General features: G+C 66.5%; 16 protein-coding genes and 1 pseudogene. 3 read left to right on the top strand and 14 right to left on the bottom strand.

What is annotated here, in order from left to right; all coding sequences use genetic code 11:
• Positions 1-114: 114 nt before the first annotated feature.
• The 8 genes from VKG81_RS21485 to VKG81_RS05700 form a co-directional block, all read right to left on the bottom strand.
• On the bottom strand, positions 115-558 hold the full coding sequence (locus VKG81_RS21485) for an HNH endonuclease signature motif containing protein (RefSeq protein WP_414685177.1): 444 nt from the start codon (positions 556-558) through the stop codon (positions 115-117).
• A gap of 154 nt (positions 559-712) precedes the next feature.
• Positions 713-1,486: a hypothetical protein gene (locus tag VKG81_RS05730; RefSeq protein ID WP_324394873.1), complete on the bottom strand. Its 774-nt coding sequence runs from the start codon at positions 1,484-1,486 to the stop codon at positions 713-715.
• Between the two features lie 104 nt (positions 1,487-1,590).
• Positions 1,591-1,878, bottom strand: a complete 288-nt coding sequence (locus VKG81_RS05725) for a hypothetical protein (protein WP_324394872.1) — start codon at positions 1,876-1,878, stop codon at positions 1,591-1,593.
• A 38-nt stretch (positions 1,879-1,916) separates the two neighbouring features.
• Positions 1,917-2,585, bottom strand: coding sequence for a WhiB family transcriptional regulator (locus tag VKG81_RS05720; protein WP_324394871.1), 669 nt, complete (start codon positions 2,583-2,585; stop codon positions 1,917-1,919).
• Between the two features lie 253 nt (positions 2,586-2,838).
• The gene (locus VKG81_RS05715; RefSeq protein ID WP_324394870.1) at positions 2,839-2,979 is read right to left on the bottom strand and encodes a hypothetical protein; all 141 of its coding nucleotides are present in this window, start codon (positions 2,977-2,979) and stop codon (positions 2,839-2,841) included.
• 5 nt (positions 2,980-2,984) lie between these two features.
• A complete protein-coding gene (locus VKG81_RS05710) occupies positions 2,985-5,246 on the bottom strand; it encodes a bifunctional DNA primase/polymerase (RefSeq protein ID WP_324394869.1) in 2,262 nt (753 codons plus the stop codon).
• A 437-nt stretch (positions 5,247-5,683) separates the two neighbouring features.
• Positions 5,684-6,049 (bottom strand): hypothetical protein, encoded by a 366-nt coding sequence (locus VKG81_RS05705; RefSeq protein WP_324394868.1) that lies wholly within the window; start codon positions 6,047-6,049, stop codon positions 5,684-5,686.
• Complete coding sequence (locus VKG81_RS05700) at positions 6,046-7,413, bottom strand: recombinase family protein (RefSeq protein WP_324394867.1); 1,368 nt, start codon at positions 7,411-7,413, stop codon at positions 6,046-6,048. Before VKG81_RS05700 ends, VKG81_RS05705 begins: the two co-directional genes overlap by 4 nt.
• A gap of 15 nt (positions 7,414-7,428) precedes the next feature.
• Here VKG81_RS05700 and VKG81_RS21480 point away from each other — a divergent pair, with 15 nt between their 5' ends.
• On the top strand, positions 7,429-7,758 hold the full coding sequence (locus tag VKG81_RS21480; RefSeq protein ID WP_414685176.1) for an HNH endonuclease signature motif containing protein: 330 nt from the start codon (positions 7,429-7,431) through the stop codon (positions 7,756-7,758).
• A gap of 391 nt (positions 7,759-8,149) precedes the next feature.
• On the top strand, positions 8,150-9,094 hold the full coding sequence (locus VKG81_RS05690) for a hypothetical protein (protein WP_414685175.1): 945 nt from the start codon (positions 8,150-8,152) through the stop codon (positions 9,092-9,094).
• 7 nt (positions 9,095-9,101) lie between these two features.
• Here the strand turns inward: VKG81_RS05690 and rfbC are convergent, their stop codons facing one another.
• From rfbC to VKG81_RS05660, 6 genes and pseudogenes are all read right to left on the bottom strand, one after another.
• A complete protein-coding gene (gene rfbC, locus VKG81_RS05685) occupies positions 9,102-9,716 on the bottom strand; it encodes a dTDP-4-dehydrorhamnose 3,5-epimerase (protein ID WP_324394864.1) in 615 nt (204 codons plus the stop codon).
• Position 9,717: 1 nt separating this feature from the next.
• A complete protein-coding gene (rfbB, locus tag VKG81_RS05680) occupies positions 9,718-10,713 on the bottom strand; it encodes a dTDP-glucose 4,6-dehydratase (RefSeq protein WP_324394863.1) in 996 nt (331 codons plus the stop codon).
• 24 nt (positions 10,714-10,737) lie between these two features.
• A pseudogene (locus VKG81_RS05675) lies at positions 10,738-11,596 on the bottom strand (LLM class F420-dependent oxidoreductase).
• A 45-nt stretch (positions 11,597-11,641) separates the two neighbouring features.
• On the bottom strand, positions 11,642-12,493 hold the full coding sequence (locus VKG81_RS05670) for an LLM class F420-dependent oxidoreductase (protein ID WP_324394862.1): 852 nt from the start codon (positions 12,491-12,493) through the stop codon (positions 11,642-11,644).
• Between the two features lie 61 nt (positions 12,494-12,554).
• On the bottom strand, positions 12,555-14,057 hold the full coding sequence (locus VKG81_RS05665; protein ID WP_324394861.1) for an ATP-binding protein: 1,503 nt from the start codon (positions 14,055-14,057) through the stop codon (positions 12,555-12,557).
• A 12-nt stretch (positions 14,058-14,069) separates the two neighbouring features.
• The gene (locus VKG81_RS05660) at positions 14,070-15,770 is read right to left on the bottom strand and encodes an FAD-dependent oxidoreductase (RefSeq protein ID WP_324394860.1); all 1,701 of its coding nucleotides are present in this window, start codon (positions 15,768-15,770) and stop codon (positions 14,070-14,072) included.
• A 222-nt stretch (positions 15,771-15,992) separates the two neighbouring features.
• On the opposite strand from VKG81_RS05660, the gene infA reads away from it, so the two are divergent.
• Positions 15,993-16,214: a translation initiation factor IF-1 gene (gene infA / locus VKG81_RS05655; RefSeq protein ID WP_003418601.1), complete on the top strand. Its 222-nt coding sequence runs from the start codon at positions 15,993-15,995 to the stop codon at positions 16,212-16,214.
• The last annotated feature ends 43 nt before the right edge of the window (positions 16,215-16,257 follow it).

Raw genomic sequence — 16,257 nt, 5'->3', positions numbered from 1 at the left:
GCTAGCCCTAACTGCACCACTGCTGCACCACCGGGCGTCTGCTCACCATCGACACCATGGCGCTTCTGATCATCGCGACGGCCGCCGTGGACAGCGGCATTAGCGCCGGCCGGCTTAGAGCGAGGCGTTGATCGTCCGAGGCAACGCTGACGGTGTCGCAGCATCGCGATGACGACGGCGCACCGGCCGCGGCGCCGATGGTGCACCAGTCGATGTGTTCTTCGCCTGGGCCGCCGTCAGTTTTCGGTGACAACTGGTGCACACAGCGATCAGCCGGCCTAAGTCGTCCTCCCCGCCACCATCAACCACCCGATCCAGGTGATGGCACTCGGCGGCGATCGTTGTACACCCGTCGAGCTGCGCGCGACACAGATTCCCATCACGCTCGAAAACTCGCCGCCGAATCCGGGTGAACGCGCGGGTACCGGTTCGCCGCGACGATTCGCTGCGCTGGCCACCGAACGGCGCCGGCCGATGTTCGGGGCAGCGCGAGCCGCCGTCGCGGACCAGGGCGGTGCACCCTCGCGAGCTACATATCTTCGGCGCCCTCGGACTCATCAGGTCATCCTTTTAGACGTGCCCCCGGTCACCGTCGACCGCATGCGCCTGACGGCAGACCGGGGACGACGCCGCGGCAGCGGGAGCGATGGAACCACGAATGTGAGGAACGGGGCCGAGGTTCCCGCCCCCTTGAACCATCGCCGCGCCACGATCACCTACGACCTAGCAGCTCGCGCTTCCGGATCTTCTTTGGGTCCAGCATCGCCAACACCCGGGGATCGGCCGGGCGCCCGGACGCGATGCAGCGGTCCACGTACCCGGCGGTGTGCTCGACCACCTGCGACCAGTGTGCCGCCTCGTGTTGCTGCTCTCGTGCCGCCGCGAGCTCGGGCACCCGGTCGGTCAGCGCCCGCTCGACGAACGTGGTGTCATCGACGCCGCGGGCCGCGAGGTACGACGGCAGCTCGGCCGCGTAGACGCGCAGCGTTTCCAGGTCCGGGGCGTTGGCGATCGCGCCGACGGCTGCCTGGGCCGCGGTGCCCTTGTCGGCTTTCGCGTCGAGCTTCGGGCGCTCGCGGGCCCAGATCTGTTGCTGATGTAGCAGCGCCGCGACGTCGTCGGTCCTCGGCGACAGGCCCGCCCGGACCTCGTCGACCTTCTGGCTGGCCGCCGTCTGCTGCTCGGCCATGAACGAGCGAGCTGCGTCGGGCATGAGGGCGGGCGCTGTGTCCGCGAACTTGGCCCGTTCCTCGGCGATGAACCGGGCGACCTTATCGTCCTCGACGCCGTACTCGCGGCGCATGTGCTCGGCCCGGCGGTCGACGTCGGCGTTGTGCGCCCGTTGGTCTTGGGGGATCTTCCGCAGCGTGTCGTAGCACGCACTGGCGGCATCGACCGCCGATAGCGGCGGATCGGTCGCCGGCCGGAATTGCTGTTGTGCTCGGGCCGCCGCGTCCTGTTCGGCGGTGCGACCGTCAATCGTCATCGGTTCCGGCGTCGTCGGCCCGGCTGCCCGTTCGGCCGGCGTCCGGTATCTGGGATCGTCTATTCGGTGCTCGTCGTAAAAGTACGGCATATCTATTGCGCCCCTTAGGTTTTGATCGTTTTGCTGAAGTGCTCGCCGTCGTCGCCGTCCGTTTTACGCGTCAGCGGCTCGCGGTCGCCGATGACGGACGACTCAAACCTGCCCGCGCGCTGGACTTCTCCCCGGACATGGAAGCGATTCTCGTCGGGAGCCGGCTGCCTGGGCGGCGCTGCGAACCCGGGCACGGTGTGCTGGCCTGTGACTGGGTCGAGCCGGCCTGGGCTATCGGGTGCGTGCCCCGGGGCGTTGTTCTGTTCGTCGCGTGGAAACGCGAACCTCTGTCGAATGCTCATGCCGAAAGTTTATGGGCGATCACGCCGCGACGCCGCGCTCAGATCGCCAACCACTCGGCGGCCGAATACTCCAGGCCGCCGAGGAACACGTGCCCGCCCAGGACACCGTTGGCATCATCCCCGGAGCTCTGCGCCCAGCGCCGGCACGGCAGCTGCTCGGGACATGCCGAACATACGGCCGCCGCGGCGGCGACATTCTCGTCGAGGAGCGTGGTGAAGATCGACGGGTCGGGAACCGATCGGCATCGAGCTTGTGGGAGCCGGGCCGTGTCGCGGAGGAGCTCGCCGACCAGCGTGAGCCAGTCGCGTGGGGGGCCCGGGTTGCGGCGCCGGTCCTTGAACATCGACGGCCATTCGCCGCCGACGCTGTCATCTTTGAACCAGCTGGTCGCCATCGACCTCCAGATGCCTCGCGTTGGCCCCAGATCGAACGCCGCGTAGTCATTGGGTGCGCTCTCGACTGGGTCGCACATATCGCAATCGCAGTATTCGGGCCCGCCGTACAGGTGCGACCAGATTTTCGTCAGATCGCGCTGCATAGTCATCCCGTGGTCCGGGTCGAGCCGGCCGGTAGCGGCCAGCTCGGCGATCCTGCTTTGGACCCGGGCCAGCAGGATCGTGCACTTCGCGTGCGCATACTTCGCGGCGTCAGCATCGACGACTGCGCTGTTCTGGCCGTTCTGGTCGATGGGTGTTGCGGTGTTCATTTGCGGTCTCCTTAGACCTTGAATATTGTTCTGCCCCAGAGGTTTTTGGGTCAGCCTGCCCGGCGTCGGTCGCGTCGGGAAGTCATCGGTTCGGCCTCTTCACTAAGCCAGCAACCAAGTCGGTGATGTGGGTACTGATCGACAAACCCGTCCGGGTGCGCCGACGTATCCCAATGGCAACCCGTCGAGCACCCGGTCGGGCCGCCGGGGCGATCCGGGTTCTGACGTACGCGCACCGGCTTGCGTCGGAGGGTCATGGCCGGGCCGGCCTCTGGTCGATGTGGTGGTATCGCTCGTCGGGATCTTGAATGTCGCACAGGACTTCGAGAGCATTCGCAATGCGCTCTAACTGCTCGCGCAGCAGGCCGATGTCGATACTGTCGATACCGTCCATCTAAGTTATTCCTTTTCATTCTCAGTTGTGTTGTCCTGCTTGGACTTCCACGCGTTGTATGCCTTGGCGGCGCGTTCCTTCTTGACACCCAGCCGCTTGCGCGCGTCCTCGATGCTGGTTGGCGGCGGGTCCATCTGCTCGATCAGCGTGACCAGATGGGCCTCGGCCTCGTCGGGATCGTGGTCGGTCGCCTTCGGGGCGTTCACATGCCAGCAGAGCTCGCCGGTCAGCGTGTCGATGTCCCCGGCGGCCTTCAGGACGAACGTGCCCGCGGGCTGCTCCCGCTCACCGACCGGGCACTCCCGGCGCACGCCGCCGTGCCGGTCCTTGTTCACCGACAGGAATGCGACACCGCCCTGATCCGGGACGAACGGCTTCATCGTCTTTACCCGCAGTGAGACACCGCCGGGTGTGCGCCGCTTGGCGTGTGAGCCGGCCGGGCCGTCGGCGCGGCGGTCAGGGTTCTTGGGCAGGTGGTCGATCGTGATGACCGCGGCGCCGGTTTTGGCCATCGGGTTGAGCACGTTGGTGTTGACCTTGGTGAAGTCGTCCGCGCTGTTGGAGTCGCGCCCGAACAGCGGCACGAGCTCGCCGATGGAGTCGACGACGACGACGTCGGGCTTCCACTGCTTGGCGTCCTCGATGACCTTGCGAACATGGGCGCCGTCGTCGGGGTCGCAGAAGCGGAAGCGATCCTGACTGCTGAGCAGCTCGATCGGCACGCCCATCAACTGCAGCCGCCCGACGATCGCCGGCCAGCCATTGCGGTCGAGGTCGATGAACAGCGCGCGCCCGCCAAGGATCAGCGTCTCGGCGACGGCGCCCAGCGCCACCCACGTCTTGCCACACTCCGGATCACCGAACAGCCAGTTAACCTGACCGCGATAGAACAGGCAGTGCCCGTCGCGGCGTTTCAGAATGGTCGGCATGGGCGAGTCAGGCAGACCGCCAGCTAACTGTGCGGCGGTGTCGACGTACAGACCGGACCCGGAACCGCAATCCCCGGTGTCCGATTTAGGTCCGGTCCCCTGACCTGCGGCGTTAGAGCCATCGGACCCGATCGGACCCGATTTTGGGTCCGGCTCCTGGCCGTTTTCAGCAAACTTAGCCTCGTGGTCCGGGTCCGGACCGGGTCCGGGGTCCGCTTCGGCCTGTGTCGTCATGTCGTCACGCTCTCTTGTCATGGCAGCAAAAAATTCCTCATCCGCCTTCTGGGCCGCTTCCCGATGGCTGGGCACGGCCAGCGCACGGCGGGCGCCCGGGCTGTGCAGCATCCGGCGGTACTCCTTGACGGCCACCTTCTGGCCGCCTTTGCGGTCGGCGGCGACCGCGTCCACGTACGCCTCACCGAGCTGCAGCAGCGCCGTCCGCACTCCGGGATGGCCGTTGCGGCCCAGCCGCATCAGCGCCAGGCTGCGGCGCAGCGTCGAGTCGTAGCGGGTGTTGCGGCGCTCGGGTGTCAGCCGATCGAGCGCGTTGTGCAGCTCCCGGATGACCCGGTCGTCGGGCTGGCCGGCGGTGAATGTGTCCTCGACGTCGACCATCCCAAAGTCGTCGCTTGCCTCGGACGGCGAGCTGAACATGCCGGCCACCCAGGCGTCGGGGAGCCACGGCATGTCGGCCGCGGGCGGAATGCCGATGATGCTGTGCTGGCCGTCGCGCCACACGGTGCGGTGGCCTTCATGGTGGAGACTGTCGGCGACGACCGCGTAGCGGTGGTGGGGCTGGATGATCTCGACACCGCCCCCGTCGAGGACGGTGACGAAGGTGGCGCCCTCGGGCACCCGGAAGAATCGTTTACCGCTGACCGGGTCGTCGAGCCGGCTGGTGGCGTGCGGGCCCGCCGGCAGCGGCCCCCACTTCTGTTCATGGGCTGCGATGGTGTCGCCGCCGCGCTTGTCGCCGTAGTCGTCGACGTCGATTGCGATGAACCCGTCGGACATGACGATCGCGATGTTGTCGCCGGGCCGGTCCTCGCACCACGCCTGAATGTCGGCGCCGGACGGTGTCAGGCCGGCGTGGCCGGTGTATCCGGTGGGCGGCGGCCACTTACCGTCGTGATCTTGATCGTCAGGTGGCGGGATCGGGATGGGCCGTAGCCAGCCCTGGCGCCGGTACTCCCACGCCAGCCCGCCGTAGCCGGCCGCGGTTGACGCGTCGTGTTGATCATCGCGATCAGCACCATCCTGGTCGGCCTGACGTTTGGCGCGGGCGCGCCCGAGGGCCGCCTTGACGCGGTCGGTCTGACCGGGGCTGGCCGCGGTCAACCCGCCGGGCGGCTGCGCGGCCGTTGACCTGTCGGACCCCTCAACTACGCTTGAGGTATCTGTCTGGTTGTCAGATGCTTCTCGAAGCGGTCGGGTTCCCAGCCCGGCCGTTTCGCTGTCAGGAGGTGCCACCGGCGCCTCCACGTGATCCGGCGCGCAGGAGTGCGGCAATGCGATCAAGCTGCTCGTCGGTCAGGGGCGGCCAGTCGGCCAAAACCTTGTTGACGTGCTCCTCAAGGCGTACGGCACGCAGAGAGCGACGGGCTTCGAGGAGTTCGGGATCGTCGGGTTCACGGTCACGCGACAACGCAGCAATGCGGGCGCGGTGGTGTGTTGTGGCCGGTGACGGGGCCATTGGGATTCCTCCGGGCACGAGGGTGTGGCCCTCTGCTGGGAGGATGCGTTAGTGACTGCGGGCGACCCGCAACACTGTTGCCTCAGATGATAGCAGCTAACCCGCGCAAGGAAATGCTGTGGATGTTGTTGGCCACCAGCGTCTCTAGCACCGGCACGGCGTTCTGTTCGCGCAGCGACACCGCCCGGCCGCACAGCCGGCAGCGCAGCCGGTAGCGCACCCGCAACCGCTCGCCCACGGGGCCATCGTCATCGGACGGCGGATCGGGGAGCTTTCGGCCCGTCAACGGCGCATCGTCGGCTAGGAACTGCACAGCCGAACCGGTGCCCCGGCCGGGGTGCGCCACGCCGTGCCAGAACCCGTCGTCACCACGGGTCAGCACATCGACAACCCAGCGGCGGCCCTCGTGCGACTCGTCGTCGCAGTAGACCTCGATGGTGGTGCTCATGGGTGCTTCGGCTCGATCGTGACGTAAGCCGGGTCGAACCGGCGACCCTTCGGCGCGGGCATCACGCGCACGACCATCAACTCGGAGATCACCTTGCCGCGGATGTCAGCCGATGCATCCTGCCAATGCTCCAGCAGCTTGTCGGGGCCATCTTTCAGCAGGTTCGCCGCGGGACTGGTGCGCGCCAGCTCGGCCAGCACCGAGTCCACACCGGCGAGCTGGGTCCGTAAATCGCTTGTGCCCCTGCGTAATTGGCTGGCGTCGATGGCCCCTTCGGCGAACATGGCGGCCAGCTCATCGAGCCGGGACGCCAGGCTGGCCCGCTGCGTGTGCAGCCCATCCACGTCGATGTCGGTGCGGTCGCTGAGCCGGTTGCGGATGTCGGTGCGTGAAAGGATGCCCAGCACAACCGTCTCGATGAAGTCGTCGAGCGGTGCGCCGATCCGCACCACATGCTGCCCGTTGCGGCACTCGTAGCGTCGCACCCGTGGATTGCCTGCGATGGCATGGCGCATGACGCCACCACAGACACCGCAGCGGTAGACGCCCGAACCCATGTACGCCTTCTCGAATGATGTGCACTTGATCCGTGACGGGTCCGACAGGTAGGCGACCAGGCCGCGGTGGGTGTCGGTGTCGATCAGCGCATCCCAGTCGCCGGGACGGACCACCTTGCCCTGGTGTACCTTCAGCGCCGCATAGCGCGGATTGACCAGCAGCCGGCGAATGCGCGGCGCGCTCCACGTGGTGTCTCTGGTGCCCTTCAACCCGGCCGCGTTCCACTCCCGTGCCACCTGGTTGATGCTCTTACCAGACAACACATCAGCCACGGCGGTGCGGATCGCGGTGGCTTCTGGCTCCAGCGGCTCGCCCGTCATGGTGTAGCCGAATGTTCTGTTTGCGGTCTGCCAGCGGCCGGCGGCGGCCTTCTGCGCGTTCGCACGCTTCTGGCGCTCACCCTTGTGCTCGGACTCGGCGCGCGCCACGCTGCCCAGGATGCGGGCCATCATCCGGCCCGAGCTGTTGGACAGGTCCAGGTCGCCGCCGTTGACGGTGCGGATCTGCACCCGGTTGGTGTCGGCGATCTCGATGATGCGTTCTAGGTCTCGCATCGAGCGGTAGAGCCGGTCGGGGTGCCAGCAGATCAGTGCCTCGAACTCGCGGTTGGTCATCGCGGCCAGCATCGCCTCGAAGCCGGGCCGGGTCTTGCCGTTGAACGCGCTCAGGTCGTTGTCGTCGTAGCGGGTGACGACCTGCCAGACTAGCCGGTCGGCCAGGGCCAGGCAGTCGTCGAGTTGACGCTGAACGCCCAGACATTCGCCCGTCTGATCAGCACTGATACGGGTGTAGATGGCTGTTCGCATGCCGTCATACTACCAGTGTATTACCTCAACGGTCATGCCGTCGATCGTGGCTGCACGGTGCCAGGCTGCGATCAACCCGGCTACAACTGCCAGACCCACCACGTCATCGAATGGGCCGCCGAGGGCACCACCGACATCGACCGGTTGACCTTCGTGTGCGAACAAAACCACAAACACGCCGGCGAGGCCGAAAACCAATGGCGGGCCCGACGCCGCTACGACCAACTCTCGCTGGGCCAAACCGTCTGGTACCCGCCACGATTCATCGACCGCCAACGCAAACCGCAAACCAACAAATACCACCGACCGCCGAAAACCCCGCCAAGCGAACCGGACGCGGCCTAAGTGAAACCGGGTTGACGAGCCCGTGAACGTCAGGCCCGCGACGCGTCCTGGCAAACTGGCCTTCGCGGGCGGCTTCCGTGCTGAGATCACCGCGCCGGAAACGGCTTTCGGGCGCCGACGATGATCGACCGGCAGGCGGAGGCGGGTGTCTTCAGCCGCGGACATGCTGATCGAGACGGATGGCGCCTCGGTTTCGTTCCAGCGCATAATATTTACGCCTTCGTAAGACAGCAGGTTGGCAGCGTCAACGCCCGGATCGGGTCGGCGTGTTGGGCCGCCAGAATCATTGCGGCGTGAAGTAATACGGCCGCGGTCTGCGGTGGTCGATGTTTCAGCAAACTGGATTCGGGCTATCGTATGAGAATCCTCTGCAACGGACGAACGACGAATGATGAACATGCCCGGATTGCGCGACTCAGCCGCCGCCTGCGTCATCGCCGGCGGCATGCTCGTGTGCGGCCCCGGCGCCGGGCTCGCGGCTGCCCATCCGGGCGATGGAGGACACCACGGCGGTGAAAGGCACGACCACGACGGGCGCGAGACAGCTCGTGAACGCACCTACGGTCAGACGGACGCCACCGGCGACGGGGTCCTCCCGCATCGTCCGATCAGCACGATTCGGGCCGACACGTCGGGCGGTGGGAGCCAGGGTGTCCAATTCGGCGGCGGGGCCCAGTTCCGCGGCGGTGTCGACGTCGGCGACGGCGTGCGAATCGGCGGGGGAGTTCGCATCGGAGGTGACACCTCCCCGGATCGGAGCGCGCTCCCGAGCGCGGTGCGGCCACAGGTCAGCGGAACCACGCCGGCCGGCAGCCCGCAAGCGGCCGCCAGAAACCCACCGGCCGCCAAGCTTCCGGGTTCTGTGCCCGCGCGCACGGGGCAACTCGGCTTGTCGACGCCGCCCGGTGGGCTGCCGCCGACAACGAGCTCCCCGGCGGCCGGGGCGCCCCCGGTGGCGCTCACGGTGCCGCTGATGCCGCCCGTGCTGCCGGTTCCCGTGGTCATTCCGCCGCCGCCGGCTGCTCCGCCCACCGCCGGTCCGCCGTCGGCACGGCCATTCGGGCCCAGCCTGTCACCGGCGCCGGTTGTTCAAACACCCCCGCCACCGCCCAACGCGCCCCTGACGACGTTCGCACCGCAAAGCCCTCCCGTGCGCCTGCCCTTCAGAGCCGGCTACAGCGGCTACCTGCAAAGGGCTACCACTCCGGAAGTCGCGGTCGTGGCGGTGCCGGGCGTCACCGGCATATTTCTGGTGACAGCGTGCGGCGTCTTTGCCGGATACCGCCGCGCGAAGGCAGGACACATGGTTCACATGGCCGGCATCGTCATCGAGTAGCCGGACGTCACGGCTGCGGCCGTCGGCGCAACTCCTGGACGTAGGCCTCGGCGTCCTCCCACCTGGGCAGCAGGCCGGCGGCGCGGACCAGGTCGAGGGGAGCGGCGGCGCGGTCGCGGTCGGACATCCGCACACCCCGGGGTACCGACGGCCATTCGATGCCGATCGCCGGGTCGGTAGCCAGGACTGTGTGTTCACGCTCGGGGTTGTAGCCGGATGAGCACAGGTACATGACCGTCGAATCATCATGTAGTGCAAGGAATCCATGAGCGAGACCCTCGGCGAGATACACCGAGCGGCGGTCCTGATCGTCGAGCAGCACCGAATCCCAGCGACCGAATGTCGGCGATCCGACGCGGATGTCGACGACGACGTCGAACACCGCCCCACGCAGGCAGGTCACGTATTTCGCCTGGCTTGGCGGCAGTTCGGCGAAGTGCAGCCCCCGCAGCACCCCCGCCGACGACACCGAACAGTTGGCCTGGCGCAGGTCGAACACGTGACCGGCGAACGCACCGAACTGCTGCTGGGCGAACCACTCGAAGAAAAGCCCGCGGTCATCGACGTGAAGGCGCGGCGTTATCTCCCACGCCCCAGGCACCGCCAGCTCACGAACCGCCATCTCACTGCCCGTGTGCGGCGTACTGCGCTTCGACGCCTTCTTTCAACGGCCCCCACCACGTCTCGTTGCGCCGGTACCAGTCGATTGTTTCGCGCAGGCCGTTGGCGAAGTCGGTATGCTTTGGCGCCCAACACAATTCCTCAGACAACACCGTCGGGTCGATCGCGTAACGCAAATCATGGCCAGCGCGGTCCAGCACGTGGTCGAAGTCGTCGGGCTCGCGTCCCATCAGCTGCAGGATCATCCGCATCACCGTCAGATTGTCATGCTCACCGTTGGCGCCGATGAGGTACGTACGTCCGGGCCGGCCTTCGTCAAGGATGCGCCACACCGCACTGTTGTGGTCGTCGACGTGGATCCAGTCACGTACGTTCGCGCCGCTGCCGTACAGCTTGGGCCGTCGTCCGGTCAGCACGTTGGTGATCTGCCGCGGAATGAACTTCTCGACATGCTGATAAGGCCCATAGTTGTTGGAGCAGTTGGAGATCGTCGCGCGGACGCCGTACGAGCGGACCCACGCCCACACGAGCATGTCGGCGGCCGCCTTGGTCGCCGAGTACGGGCTCGAGGGATGGTACGGCGTCTCAGCTGTGAAACGCCGCGGGTCGTCAAGCGCCAGATCGCCGTAGACCTCGTCGGTCGAGACATGATGCAACCGCACCCCGTGCCGTCGGACCGATTCCAGCACCGTGAACGTGCCGACAACGTTCGCGCGCAGGAACGGCTCGGGATCGGCCAACGCATTGTCGACGTGCGTTTCGGCCGCGAAGTGCACGACCGCGTCGGCCTCCGCGACGAGCGCGTCCACCACCGCGGCGTCGGCGACGTCGCCCTGGATCAAGCGGATCCGGTCACCGACGCCGGCAAGTGACTCGCGGCTGCCGGCGTAGGTCAGGGCGTCGAGCACGGTGACCGAGACCTGCGGGCGCTCACTAAGGGTGGTGCGCACGAAGTTGGCCCCGATGAACCCGGCGCCGCCGGTGACCAACAGCCGCATGATCAAACCCTAGCGGCGACCTACTCAGTCCCGTCCGGCCAGCCCCAGCGCGGGGGCGAGTTCGGTCAACGTCGGCAGCAGCTTGTCCCAGCCGCCGAGCACCTGGATCGCCACATGGTCGGCGCCGGCCTTCAGGTGCTCGTTGAGCCGTTCGGCGACGTCGTCCGCGGTCCCCGTGCGCGACGACCGCGTCGATCAGCTTGTCGCTGCCGGGAGGGGTGACGTCGGCGTCGGTGAATCCAAGCCGATTCCAGTTGTTGACGTAGTTGCTCAGGTTCAGATAGAAACCGACCGCCTGGCGGCCCAGCTCGCGGGCTTCCTCGACGTCGGTCGACAGCGCGACCTTGTGCTCCGGGGCGAGGAACACCGACGTGCCGATGAGCTCGCGCGCCCGCGCGGTGTGCTCCGGCGTCGTCAGATACGGGTGCGCGCCCGCGCTGCGCCGGGCCGCGAGTTTCAACACCTTCGGGCCGAGGGCCGCGATCACCCGACGGCTGTCCGGCACCCCGTACTTGTCGAGCTCGTCCAGATAGGCCACCAGCGCGTCGTAGGGGCTGCGGTACTCCTCGGTGTGCTCGGGATGGCCGACACCGACGCCGAGCAGGAAACGACCCGGGTAAGCCTGCTCGATGCGCCGGTAGGAATTCGCGACGGGTTCGGCCGGGGCGGACCAGATGTTCACGATCCCGGTGGCCAGCGTCAGCGACTCGGTGTTGTCGAGGAGCGGCTCGGCGAACGTCAGGTCGGACGCGGGTGACCCGCCGACCCAGACGGCGCCGTAGCCCAGCCTTTCGATTTCGGCCGCTTGCTCCGGCCTGACGGGGCCCATGGTCCACACGCCGTAGCGGCCGAGGTCGGGTTTGAGCAGCCCTGGGTCGGTCATTTCCCTCCCTGATTGGTCGTCGTCAGGATTTCGGATTGGTCGTCGTCAGGATTTCGCTCTCAGGCCGAGCGGCCCGGCAAGTTCGGAGAGTGCCGGCACCAGTTTGTCGGGGCCGGTAAGCACCTGAATCGCAACGTGATCGGCCCCGCCCTCCAGATGCCGGCCGAGTCGTTTGGCGATGTCATCGGGTGTGCCGTATGCAACGACAGCATCGATCAGCTTGTCGCTGCCCGGCCGCGCCACGTCCTGGTCGGTGAAGCCGAGCCGCTTCCAGTTGCTGACGTAATTCGTCAGGTTGAAGTAGATGTCGAGGGCCTTGCGACCGACGGCGCGGGCCTTCTCGGCGTCCGTGGTGAGCACCGCCTTGTGCTCCGGCGCCAGAAGCGCGGTCGGACCGATCAGTTCCCGCGCCCACTGGGTGTGTTCGGGCGTGGTCAGGTAGGGGTGAGCGCCGGCGCTGCGCTGGGCGGCCAGCTTGAGCACTCGGGGGCCAAGCGCGGCCACAACGCGCTGGTTCACCGGCACGCCGAACCGGTCGAGCTGCTCGAGGTATTCGACCAGCGCGTCGTAGGGCTTGCGGTACTCCGCATGGGCCTCGGGGTGGCCGACGCCGATGCCCAGGACGAACCGACCCGGATACGTGTTGTTGATGCGGTGGAAGGACTCGGCGACGGGTTCGGCGGCCGCGGTCCAGATGTTCACTATGCCGGTGGCCACCTTCAGGGTGGATGTCGGCGCGAGAAGTGGCTCCACGAATGACAATTCGGCAGGCGGGGAACCGCCTACCCAGATTGTGCCGTAGCCGAGGTCTTCGATCTGCCTGGCCTGCTCGGGGGTGGACCCCCGGCCGAAGACGCCGAAACGTCCGAGGTTGGGAATCGCGTCACCTGTCGTCATGTCTGCTCCAACCTGCCGGCCGCCGGGCACTATTCCGCTGCGGGCGAGATCTTCTTGGCGTTCATCGTTCTTGGCGCCGTGTCCACTGCGGGCGATGAGGTGAAGAACCCGCGAAAGACCATGGCGGAGCGGGTGCCGCTACCGGAAGCATGATGATGAACCGCGTGTTTCCCGGCTCGGACTCGACGCGCAGGTTGCCGTGGTGCTTTTCCACCACGATCCGCCACGCCAGATCCAAGCCCAGTCCGGTGCCCTCACCGAAGGGCTTGGTGGTGAAGAACGGCGTGAAGATGCGGTCCACAATATCTTCGGGGATACCCGGCCCGTCGTCGCAGATCTCGACCCGGATGAGGTCATCGCTCTCGCGCTTGGTGCGCACCGTCAACGTGCCACTCCCACCCATCGCCTGGATCGCATTGTCGATGATGTTGGTCCACACCTGGTTGAGATCGCCCGGATAGCAGTGAAGTTGGGGCAACGACTTGTCGTACTCCTTGACCAGGTTGATCGGTTTGTCCTTGCCCACTTTGTCGCCGAACATCATCAGCGTGCTGTGCAGCAACTCGTGAATGTCGGACACCTGGTAAGGAGCCCGATCCATTTGCGAATACTGCTTGGCGCTGGCCAGCAGTGCGGAGATGCGCTTGCTGGCTTCGGCGATCTGGTTCATCAGCAACTCGGTGTCAACCGTGTATTTCAGCCAGCCGAGGGCGCTTTGCAGCGACGCCGACGCGTCGACGTCGTCGATGGACGCGGAGATGCGCTCCAACCAGTCGGTGTCCAGACCGGCGTCGACGAATGTCGACGCGTAGTCCCACGCGCCCTCGATGCCGTGTTCGTCGAGCCAGTCACTGATCTGGTCCTCGCGGTCGGCGGTCTCCAGGGCGTTGAGTTCCTGCGATTTCGCCTTGGCGACCTGCTCGGCGACCTCCTCCTGGATGCTGACCAGTGAGCGCAGCGCCTCAGATGTGAACTTGCCGTCGGCCAGCATCGCCAGTTTGTGCCGCATCTTGCTGACGCGGTCACGAAGGTCGGCGACCGCGCGGGCGGTGGCCGCGGCCGGGTTGTTCAACTGGTGCGTGAGCCCGGCAGAAAGCTGCCCGAGGGCCAGCAGCTTCTCCCGCTGGCCGATGATCTGGCGCTGCCGCAGTCCACCGACCTTCAGCCCCTCGAGCAGGTGCACTGCCATCGGGAACTGCGTTTGCACGAACCGGCCGAACGCTTTGGCGTCGAGGACGAAGAACTTCGACGGCCTGGTGACTCGCACCGACGATTCGTAGACCTGCTGTTCGCCGGGTACGAATGCGCTCCACGCGCCGCAGTACACCCCGCGCTGGGACGTGCGGTTGGTGACGATGTCCTCGCCGCCCGACCATTTCGACATCACGAGTTCGCCATCGATCAGCACGTAGAAGCAGGTCGCCGGCTCACCCTCGACGCAGATCGGCCCGGGCTCGTAGGTGGCGATGTGGCCGTCCTTGCACAGCGTCTCGAGCTGTTCGTCGGAGAGCGCCTCGAACAGGAACAGCGAGCGCAGTTCATCGGGCAGACATGTCTCACCCATGGCGCTTCCTTCCTACGACCCGGCCAGGTACCGATGCACCAACATCACGGCCATCGACCCTTCGCCCACGGCGGCCGCTACGCGTTTGGCGGAATCGGCACGCACATCGCCTGCAACAAAAACACCCGGCACGCTTGTTTCCAGGTGGTGCGGTGGCCGGTCGAGCGTCCAACCGCACACGTCCTTCAGATCGGGGCCGGTGAGGATGAAGCCATGGTCGTCGCGGGCCACCACACCTTCCAGCCACCTGGTGCGCGGCTCAGCGCCGATGAAGCAGCACATGCGTGAGCAGTCCACCTTCTCCCGCTCGCCGGTGCGCCTGTTCTCGAGAACCAGGCCGGCGAGGTGGTCCTCCTGGCCGACGGTGCTCACAACTTCGGTGCAGGTGCGGACCGCGATCTTGTCGTTCTTCTCGATCTGTTGGATCAGGTAGTAAGACATCGACGCTTCGAGCGACGGCCCGCGGACGAGCAGCGTCACCGAGTTCGCCTCGCGCGACATGTACATCGCGGCCTGGCCGGCCGAGTTGGCGCCGCCGACGATGTAGACGTCCTCGTTGCGGCATTCCGAGGCGTCGGAGACCGAGGCGCCGTAGTAGACGCCGCGACCGACGTAGTTGCACGCGCTGTTGTCGGGGTCATCCCAGCACCCCGACACCCTCAGCTGGCGGTAGTCGACGCCGGTCGCAAGAATCACAGCTTGGGCGCCGATGGTGGTGCCGTCCTCGAACTGGATCGTGCGAGCGGAGCCCGAGTCGCCGGCAGCCAGGCCGACCGCCTTTCGAGTGGTGATCACCTCCGCGCCGAACCGCTCGGCCTGTCGGCGCGCGGAGGTGGTCAGCTCCGCGCCCGAGACCCCGGTGGGGAAACCGAGATAGTTTTCGATCCTGGAGCTGCGCCCAGCCTGCCCTCCCGTCGTGGTCTCCTCGATCAAGACGGTTTTCAGACCCTCGGAGGCGCCATAGACGGCAGCGGCCAAGCCGGCCGGCCCACCTCCGATGACAGCGAGCTCATACATCTCCAGTGACGGACTGGTGGACAGGCCGAGCATCGTGGCGAGTTCGGCGTTGGTCGGCTCGACCAGTGTTTCGCCCTGCTCGGTGATCACGACGGGGAGTTGGAACCCATCGAGACCGGCGGCGTCGAGCAGTTGCTTACCCTTCGCCTCGTCGGCCATGAACGAGCGGAACGAGTGCTGGTTGCGCGCCAGGAACTGGCGCACCTCCCAGGACCTCGCGTTCCAGCGGTGACCAATCACCTTGGTATGCGGGATCGCCCTGTCACCGGTGGCCAGCCACGCCTCCAGCAGGCTGTCGATCACCGGGTACATTTTCTCCTCCGGCGGGTCCCACGGCTTGAGCAGGTAGTGATCGAGGTCGACGACGTTGATGGCCTCGATCGCGGCGTGGGTGTCGGCATAGGCGGTCAGCAGCACACGGCGGGCGAGAGGGTAGATGTCCATCGCCTCTTCGAGGAACTCGATGCCGCTCATTTGCGGCATGCGGTAGTCGGCGACGAACAGGGCCACCGCGTCGCCGCGGAGCTTGAGTTCGTTCAGCGTTTCCAGCGCGTCGGGGCCTGACTCCGCGCGGACAATCCGATACCGCTCGCCGTAGTGGCGGCGAAGGTCCCGGGCGATCGCGCGCGAGACCGCGGGGTCATCGTCGACGGTGATGATTGCGGGTTTACGGGGCTGGGGACCGGGTCCAGTCATCGAAGTCAAGTATGCGCTCGTCAGGGCACCCCGCCGACAGCCCGGAGTCATTTGGCCGGTGCCCCCGGAGCGGGTATTGTGGAGACACGGTGCGGCAACCGCGCCGACTCTGGCGTGCCCAGTCTTGGAATTTCGCGGAATTTCTTGTCACCGGCTCACGTTGTGCAGTCGACGGAAGCTGCGCCGGTTTGGGCGCCAACGAAAAGCAGGATCGCGGAGGTTATGGCAAAGAAAGACGGTGCCATCGAGGTCGAGGGTCGGGTGGTCGAGCCTCTGCCCAATGCGATGTTCCGCATTGAGCTGGAGAACGGTCACAAGGTGCTCGCCCACATCAGCGGCAAGATGCGGCAGCACTACATCCGCATCCTGCCGGAGGACCGGGTCGTCGTGGAGCTGTCGCCCTACGACTTGTCCCGGGGCCGGATCGTGTACCGGTACAAGTAAGCCAGCCAGTCCAACGAGTAGTCAGAGAACAGGATCGAAAAAG

The organism is Mycobacterium sp., assembly GCF_035314905.1.
In the GTDB taxonomy this organism is placed as follows: domain Bacteria; phylum Actinomycetota; class Actinomycetes; order Mycobacteriales; family Mycobacteriaceae; genus Mycobacterium.
This window is presented reverse-complemented; position numbering and strand designations above follow the sequence as displayed.

What these genes read in the sequence shown, in the direction of transcription:
- VKG81_RS21485 (WP_414685177.1), bottom strand. Translation starts at nt 558, where the DNA reads ATGAGTCCGAGGGCGCCGAAGATATGTAGCTCGCGAGGGTGCACCGCC.
- VKG81_RS05730 (WP_324394873.1), bottom strand. Translation starts at nt 1,486, where the DNA reads ATGACGATTGACGGTCGCACCGCCGAACAGGACGCGGCGGCCCGAGCA.
- VKG81_RS05725 (WP_324394872.1), bottom strand. Translation starts at nt 1,878, where the DNA reads ATGAGCATTCGACAGAGGTTCGCGTTTCCACGCGACGAACAGAACAAC.
- VKG81_RS05720 (WP_324394871.1), bottom strand. Translation starts at nt 2,585, where the DNA reads ATGAACACCGCAACACCCATCGACCAGAACGGCCAGAACAGCGCAGTC.
- VKG81_RS05715 (WP_324394870.1), bottom strand. Translation starts at nt 2,979, where the DNA reads ATGGACGGTATCGACAGTATCGACATCGGCCTGCTGCGCGAGCAGTTA.
- VKG81_RS05705 (WP_324394868.1), bottom strand. Translation starts at nt 6,049, where the DNA reads ATGAGCACCACCATCGAGGTCTACTGCGACGACGAGTCGCACGAGGGC.
- VKG81_RS05700 (WP_324394867.1), bottom strand. Translation starts at nt 7,413, where the DNA reads ATGCGAACAGCCATCTACACCCGTATCAGTGCTGATCAGACGGGCGAA.
- VKG81_RS05690 (WP_414685175.1), top strand. Translation starts at nt 8,150, where the DNA reads ATGAACATGCCCGGATTGCGCGACTCAGCCGCCGCCTGCGTCATCGCC.
- rfbC (WP_324394864.1), bottom strand. Translation starts at nt 9,716, where the DNA reads ATGGCGGTTCGTGAGCTGGCGGTGCCTGGGGCGTGGGAGATAACGCCG.
- rfbB (WP_324394863.1), bottom strand. Translation starts at nt 10,713, where the DNA reads ATGCGGCTGTTGGTCACCGGCGGCGCCGGGTTCATCGGGGCCAACTTC.
- VKG81_RS05670 (WP_324394862.1), bottom strand. Translation starts at nt 12,493, where the DNA reads ATGACGACAGGTGACGCGATTCCCAACCTCGGACGTTTCGGCGTCTTC.
- VKG81_RS05665 (WP_324394861.1), bottom strand. Translation starts at nt 14,057, where the DNA reads ATGGGTGAGACATGTCTGCCCGATGAACTGCGCTCGCTGTTCCTGTTC.
- VKG81_RS05660 (WP_324394860.1), bottom strand. Translation starts at nt 15,770, where the DNA reads ATGACTGGACCCGGTCCCCAGCCCCGTAAACCCGCAATCATCACCGTC.
- infA (WP_003418601.1), top strand. Translation starts at nt 15,993, where the DNA reads ATGGCAAAGAAAGACGGTGCCATCGAGGTCGAGGGTCGGGTGGTCGAG.